This is a genomic window from Alkalibacillus haloalkaliphilus C5, from assembly GCF_000269905.1.
GTDB lineage: Bacteria > Bacillota > Bacilli > Bacillales > Alkalibacillaceae > Alkalibacillus > Alkalibacillus haloalkaliphilus_A.
The window spans coordinates 53,073-60,240 of the sequence record NZ_AKIF01000001.1 but is presented as its reverse complement, the minus strand read 5'-3'; the positions used below and the strand labels follow the sequence as shown (position 1 = coordinate 60,240).

The 7,168-nt window shown below is 37.0% G+C and carries 8 protein-coding genes and 1 pseudogene; 4 read left to right on the top strand and 5 right to left on the bottom strand.

What is annotated here, in order from left to right:
- On the top strand, positions 1 to 600 hold a 600-nt coding region (locus A194_RS0100355; RefSeq protein WP_017184896.1), incomplete at its 5' end, for a DUF1731 domain-containing protein.
- Positions 601 to 644: 44 nt separating this feature from the next.
- On the opposite strand, the gene A194_RS21240 is transcribed toward A194_RS0100355, so the two are convergent.
- The 3 genes and pseudogenes from A194_RS21240 to A194_RS0100340 form a co-directional block, all read right to left on the bottom strand.
- Positions 645 to 1,472, bottom strand: coding sequence for a methyl-accepting chemotaxis protein (locus A194_RS21240; protein WP_423734734.1), 828 nt, complete (start codon positions 1,470 to 1,472; stop codon positions 645 to 647).
- A 126-nt stretch (positions 1,473 to 1,598) separates the two neighbouring features.
- A pseudogene (locus A194_RS21235) lies at positions 1,599 to 2,617 on the bottom strand (PDC sensor domain-containing protein); the annotation flags it as partial.
- Positions 2,618 to 2,850: 233 nt separating this feature from the next.
- Positions 2,851 to 4,002: a conserved virulence factor C family protein gene (locus A194_RS0100340; protein ID WP_017184894.1), complete on the bottom strand. Its 1,152-nt coding sequence runs from the start codon at positions 4,000 to 4,002 to the stop codon at positions 2,851 to 2,853.
- 156 nt (positions 4,003 to 4,158) lie between these two features.
- Here A194_RS0100340 and A194_RS0100335 point away from each other — a divergent pair, with 156 nt between their 5' ends.
- Both A194_RS0100335 and A194_RS0100330 read left to right on the top strand, forming a co-directional pair.
- A complete protein-coding gene (locus tag A194_RS0100335; protein WP_017184893.1) occupies positions 4,159 to 4,434 on the top strand; it encodes a hypothetical protein in 276 nt (91 codons plus the stop codon).
- Positions 4,435 to 4,559: 125 nt separating this feature from the next.
- Entirely contained in the window at positions 4,560 to 5,189 is a 630-nt protein-coding gene (locus A194_RS0100330; protein ID WP_017184892.1) for a YczE/YyaS/YitT family protein, read from the top strand.
- Positions 5,190 to 5,244: 55 nt separating this feature from the next.
- Here A194_RS0100330 and A194_RS0100325 read toward each other — a convergent pair whose 3' ends face one another.
- Positions 5,245 to 5,514, bottom strand: a complete 270-nt coding sequence (locus tag A194_RS0100325) for a hypothetical protein (RefSeq protein ID WP_017184891.1) — start codon at positions 5,512 to 5,514, stop codon at positions 5,245 to 5,247.
- 75 nt (positions 5,515 to 5,589) lie between these two features.
- A complete protein-coding gene (locus A194_RS0100320; protein WP_017184890.1) occupies positions 5,590 to 6,606 on the bottom strand; it encodes a DUF2804 domain-containing protein in 1,017 nt (338 codons plus the stop codon).
- Between the two features lie 117 nt (positions 6,607 to 6,723).
- Here A194_RS0100320 and A194_RS0100315 point away from each other — a divergent pair, with 117 nt between their 5' ends.
- Positions 6,724 to 7,167, top strand: coding sequence for a hypothetical protein (locus tag A194_RS0100315; RefSeq protein ID WP_017184889.1), 444 nt, complete (start codon positions 6,724 to 6,726; stop codon positions 7,165 to 7,167).
- Position 7,168 lies beyond the last annotated feature (1 nt).

The window sequence follows — 7,168 nt, the reverse complement described above, 5'->3', positions numbered from 1 at the left end:
GCTGAGAATCCACCGTCAGCTCTCATTCAGGCAGGTTCTTTAGCTATTTATGGTGATACTCGCGAAGAGTGTGATGAAAATGCCCCTCATGGTGAGGGTTTTTCTGTAGAAGTTTGTGAGAAATGGGAAGAAGCGTTTTTTAATCAAACGTTTGATGAAACACGGCAAGTCTTGTTTAGAATAGGCTTTGTTCTCGGTCAAAATGGTGGTGCACTAGAACCGTTAGAAAAGCTTGCTCGCTTAGGACTAGGAGGCACTGTTGGGTCAGGTAAACAATACATAAGTTGGCTTCATATTGATGATTTAAATAGAATGTTTCATGAGGCGATTGAAGATGAACGTTATCACGGTATATACAATGCGACAGGTCCCAATCCTGTAACTAATCAAACGTTTATGCGTGAATTGAGGCAAGCGATGGGGAAGGGTTGGGCTCCACCAGCGCCTACACCTTTTGTTTGGCTTGGAGCCTATACGGTGATGCGAACTGAACCAAACCTTGCTTTGACGGGAAGGAATTGTGTCCCGAGGAAGTTAGAAGAAGAAGGGTTTCAATTTCAATATACGAATTTAACAGAAACCTTAAAAGAATTGGTATAACGAAGTAAAAGGTCCACTCACTTTTGTGAATGGACCTTATTTTATTATTTATTATTTAGTTTAAACTCATTGATCAACTCATTTAAATGTTCGCTAGAAGAGTTAAGTTCTTCAGCGGAGTTGGCTAATGACTGTAAGGCGTTTGTCTGTTCATCAATTGTTGCACTAATCTCTTCGTTTGAAGCGGCTGTTTCTTGAATGTTAGAAGAGATAGACTCTACTGATGACACGACATGATCTTTATATTGGCTCATATCTTGAATGGCTTGTACGTTTTGTTCAACACTTTTAGTTATGTTGTTAACAGAAGAACCAATGTCATTAAAGACTTGGACTGTTGTATCAACTATTTGATTTTGTGAATCAGTTGTTGCTTTAGCTTCATTCATTTGGTTAATCGCCTGGTTGGATTGACCTTTTACATTATCTATTATTTTACGGATCTCTTCAGTTGACTGAGATGATTGTTCGGCAAGTTTTCGAACTTCATCAGCAACGACAGCAAACCCTTTACCATCTTCACCAGCACGGGCAGCTTCGATTGAAGCGTTGAGTGCAAGTAAGTTTGTTTGCTCTGAGATATCATTAATCGTATAAATAAAGTCGCTAATTTTTTGAATTTGATTATTAAGCTCTTGTACAACACTTTCTGCTTGTTCAAATTGTTGTTTAGACTCTGTAGAGTACTCAGATAGTTGATTCATCTGGCTAAGCCCTTTTTGATTAACGGTATTTGCTTCGTCAGCCAATTGATTCATCGTTACACTACTATTAGAGATAGACTCAATCTGTTCACTCAATTGATTGATTTGTTCCGTCATTGTGTCTAAGCTTTCCGCAGATTGTTGTGCACCGTTTGCGATTTCATCCATTGTTCCTTGTATTTCTTCATTAGAAGCCGTCGTTTCTTCAGATACAGCACTGAAGTTTTCAGCTGATGAACGAATGACTTCGGCAGATTCATTTGTACGTTGAATTAAATTCTTCATGTTATTGACCATTTTATTGAAATGTTCATATAAAAAGCCGATCTCGTCCTTCGAGTTGTGTTCAGCTTGCACGGTTAAATTACCATTGGCTACTTCATCCATTTTCTCTCGTAAAGTTGTAATAGGCTTTGCAACCCGGTTAGCAAAAATGTAAATACCTAAAGCCAGTAGTGAAATAACGATTACACCAATAATTATTTGTTGGAGTAACATTTCATTTAATGATGCATATACTTCACTTTCAGGTACAGCAATTCCAATTGTCCAACCTGTACTGGGGATTGTTGTGTAATAAACGCGGTTTGTTCCGTTATTCAGTTCAGCTATAAATTGACCTTCATCATCGTCTAATAGCTGTTCGCTATAATTAGCAAAAGCATCAACTTCTTCTATTGAACTGTTCATGACGATCGCATCGTCAACGTGTGCAATCATTTGGCCAGTATTATCAAAACTAAATGCCCAGCCTGTATCATAGATTTGTATTTCTGAGATGATATTTTGGATTTGAGTTAAATCAATGTCAGCTGTTACAACACCATTGAAGTTCCCGAAACGATCTTCAAAAGGCACAGTAGTCGTAACCATTGTGATGTCTGATGCTTCATCGTAATAGGGATCTCCCATACAGCACCTTCAGCACCTTCAGCTTGTTCGTACCATTCCCAGCTTGGATAGTCATATTCTGGATCTTCATATACGTCAGTGTATACGGTGGAGTCTCCATCTTTGTATACGTAAGGTCCTACGTATTCAGTATCTTCGTCATAAGCATAAGGCTCAAACCATATTCCAGAACCGAATGTGTCTGTATTGGTTATGATGTTACGTTCTAGCAGTTCTATGTATGCACCTTCGTCAACTGAGTCTCCAGTAGCTGAAACTGTTCCAGCAATTGATTCTGCTAATTGTTCGTGACTTGCAAATCGTTCTTCAATCTGATTAACAGAGCTGTCTTGTAAGTTTGTAATCCGGTGTTCAATTTCTTCATCCAATTGGCTTTTTGATATGTTGTATGAAAAGAGCATGAACAATGCTAACCCAACAAATGTTAGTGGGATAAAGATAAGTAATAACTTTCGCTTTAAGCTCGAAATACCTTTCATAGCTAACCTCCTGTTAAATTTATTTAAAATAAATTTAACACTTTAGGACTATTGTGTCAAAAAAGCAAGAATTTTGTCGTAAATCGTAAGGCTCATTTTGTCGAACCATAAAGTCAATAAAAAACCACTTGTCATTACGGCAAGTGGTTGGTTAATTATTGATCTTTTTTCATTTTAGTCATTTCAGTCATCTGTTTCCAAATAGACCCTTGTGCGGCTTCTCCTTCTTGAATGCGTGATAGTGCCATTTTTGCTTGCATACGAACTTCAAATTCTGGATCGTTTAAAGCGTTTTCTAATGCTGGAATTGCTGTCTCATCACCATACTCATATAAAAACATAGCCGCTCGCCAACGAATGATCCGGCTTCGGTCTTCTAATCCTTCAATCATATTTGGAATAGCTTCAGTGAATCCTAAGTCGGAGAGACAGTCACCGGCTGTACGTCTGACAGTTACTGTTTTATCTTCTAAGGCTTTATATAAATAAGGTAGTGTTAGACGGTTTTCCACCATACCTAAATACGCAGTCGCTAAACGACGAATAGACATTTTGGGATCGTCTAATGCATGGCCTAACAATGGTAAATCATCAACTGTAGGGTCAGGCATACGGTCTAGTGCAGCGTAACGTGCTTTCCAGTCATCTTGTTGTAGCTTATCTTCAGTTAGTGGCTCTAATACTTTCGCTTGGCTTGCATCAGCTTGTTGATCTGATGTTGCGAGTTTAACTAATGTATTCAACCGTTTTTCATCATAAGTTGCTTCAACTTCATCGACGATATCTTGTCCAACCTCATTGGGGTCACCATAACGCGGGTCCTGTTCAACCCATTTACGCTCCATTAACATATTCGTCGCTTCTTTTGATGCTTCCATGGCTGCATCAGTGAACCGTTGTGATAGACCGAATCTTTTTTCTTCTTCGTTTTCTTCAAGCTTTACTTGCATCGGTATTTCTCTAAACATTTGAATAAACACTTTCACTTCACCAAAGGTATTTTCTTCTGGCTGAGCCTGAGTTTCGGATGTCTCTAATTCGTTATCAGCTGCTCCTAGTGCTTCTTTAACTGATGGTAGAATAGCTTCCCAATCAACTTTAGGATCGCGCTCTAGAGCTATAAAATCAATAACACGATAAAGTTCTTTTACACCTTCAACCTCAAACAATTGGCGAACATATTTTGGAGCAGATGATAAATCATCGTCTCTTTTGAAAGTCTCTGTTTGCATATCGGGTAATGTTTCATCAACATTAATCTTCATAGAATAAGGGCTAGGAGTTGGTTCAATTGAAATGATTTTCATACAGTTCCCCCTCACAAAATTAGTTATCCCTATTTTATCATAATCAACATTTTACTGACGAAACTCCCACAAATGTCATCATACAAACGAAATAATTAAACATATAATATAAATAGAACGGGTAAAGTATTTAAAAAGTAGGTGGAGGAGTAGACGATGAACCAACCCTATCCATTTAATTCAATCACAAATATAGTCATAGTGGTGTTGTTGACAAGTTATCTTTTCTTTATGTTTTTCTTCTCAACACATTGGTTTTGGGTCATTATATTTGTTGGCGGTTTTGCTTATGCGATTTATGAGTTAAGAATATGGATTAAAGAACCCAAAGAAGAAAGGGATTTATATTTGATATATGGTTTACTTATATTTAGTTTAGCTCTATTTGGATATGCTTTTTTCAACTTGCTTTTATCTAGTATTTTAGGGTAGTTGAGTTAAAATAAACCAATAATCCAAAAAAATTATGCCAGTTGCACAATAGTATTGTGTGGCTGATTTTTTTTGTGGTATGATTACCTAGTTGTTTATCATACTAAAGGAAAAAGGTGTTTTAAATGAAGGGCTTAATATATTCAATTATGTTTTACGTACTAGGCATGTTAACACTTTCATTTGGTGTTACAATGCTGATTTTGTCTGATTTAGGAGTTGGTGCATGGGATGCACTATTTGTAGGGCTATCAGACTTAATTGGCTTTACAGTAGGTACGTGGATCTTTACAGTTGGTATTTTGTTAATTATTTTAAATAAGTTTTTATTAAGAAGTAAGTTCGATTACTCAGCAATTCTTACCATTTTCTTAATTGGTGTATTTATTGACTTTTGGCTATTAGTTATTTTTGATGGTGTGATCATTACTGAAATGGCAGCGCGTGTTGGTCTATTAGGATTAGGTGTTCTTGGAATGGGTGCAGGTATTGGTATGTACTTACAACTTAACTTTGCACGTAATCCAATCGATAACTTAATGATGGCTGTACATTATCGCACAGGGCTAAGTTTGGCTGTATCTAAATCTGGATTAGAAATTATTGTACTTGTTATTGCGTTTGTAATAGGTGGACCAATTGGTATTGGTACTATTATCGTAGCATTTGGTATTGGTCCATTAGTGCAGCTTTTCTTTAAACAGTTTGCAAAGGTAAAGTCAACACTAGCTAGAGAACCAAAACCAAATTCTTAAGGTTGTATTAAAAGGCCCCCGTTTACCTATGAGTGTTAAGCGGGGGTGTATTACGTTAAAAGCGATCAATTAAAGTGGAAAATATATAGCCAACGCCAAGACCAATGGCTGAGTAGATCGCCATTATTTGACCAACAGGGAAAAATACTTCACGATTTAAGTCTACTAGTGCAAAAAAGAGCATAATGACACTCATTGCTAGAAGTGGTCCGAATACGAAAATATAAATCTCAATACGAGTAAAACTACGAACCTGGACAACTCGTAATATGAGAGCTAACAGTGCTGTAACAAGAAGCAGTATGAAATAGTGTTGAAAGCCCAAACAATCAGCCCCTAAACATCTAGCGTAAGTGACACTATTAAATCATACGCTACTAAAGGCTAATTTATTATTAATTTACCACTTTGCTTCATGGTCTTCAGCCCAACCTAGAAGGTTTGTAATTTCTATTTCGTCTCCTTCGTGTAGCTGAATCGTTCCTGAATAATAGCCGATTAATTGGTTTACGCTTGATTTAACGATCCCTGTATTCGTTTGTGTTTTTCGTTCAAACAATGGTTCAAACAACAGCTTCACCCGTCTTGAGTTGGGTGTTTGAATAATCCATGGTTTCATATAATTATGATGGTCATAAATCCAGTCGAGTTGTTCATCAACTTTATGAAGACGTCCATTTATAACTAATGCATTCTCGGTTTGTCCTGTCCCATCAGTCCATTGCCCTCCAAGATTGACTCCAACTCGTGTATCCCCAATAAAACCAGAAGCAGCTCCCCAGTTCCATTTTGAATGATACGGCCATTTCCCTCTTCCGAAATCAAGTGTAGCAAAAGCGTAAGTTGGTTGAAAAGAATAAGTGCCAGCGGACCATTTAACTTCGCCTCGAACTGGTAAGGCAACTTGTTTTGATGTGTATTGAAATCGCTTTTCACTCCAAGGAATAACAACGTTTAATGAGTCAAAATCACATGCACGGTCAACGACTAAATGAGCTTGTAATGGTTTCTCTTCATGAAAATCCTCCCATTGAACATCAATTCGCGCTAAGTCGTCTGTTTCGACAAATTCAACGGTAATGCCGTCTTTCTCAAAATACGCTGAGTCCCAAACGTTATCCGACATAATTGTACCTTTACCAAATGGCATGACAACGGTTTGCTCCTTGAAATTTAAAGTCTCTAAATCGAGAACATAAGCAAAAATCACAGCTGCATAATCTAAATGAGAGATTGTAACCGAGAATAAAGCTTCGTCACTTGTGAAGCACCAGTAATTCCATTTCTTTTTACGAAGAAATCCTCCCGATAAATTACAGAAAGTAAGTGGGGTTCGAGACCACCCGATTGCTTCATTGTTTAATGTTCCATTACGGTCGCATAATTGAACAGGATTTAATATTTCTTCACTGACCATGAACATTCCTCCATAAAACTATTTATGTAGTTATACGATTTTTGAGTTGCGAATTCCTCTAAGCACCAAAATTTTATGTTACGATGATGGAAATTAGTAGTTGTGGGAGGAAGGGTAGTGTCTTTATGGAAGTTAATTGTTGTGTTGTTATCTATTATGATTCTTATGGCGATTCCAGTGGAGTCACCGATTCATGCACCAATTGTTTATTACCTAATTTCTATCCCTTTATCGATTGTCGTAATAGCTTATGTTGTATTTGAAAATCGTTTTGAAAAGAGGCGATCTGAACGTTGGGAGCGAATACGTAAGTGGAAAAGGTGGCAAGGAATTAGTTATTACATTGTTATAAATTTTGTATGGGCTATTTTGTATATGGCGTTTTTAACATATGTAGTTTATGGTCTGAATCCTATCTATTGGTTAGCTGACATCTCAATTAATATAAAAATGTTTCTAACATTTATTATCTTATTTATATCAAGTCTAGTGGGGATCACGACCTACTATGCACGAGGTAAACAGTATGGTTTTAAAAAATTAAGTGAGATTATGAAGTAGG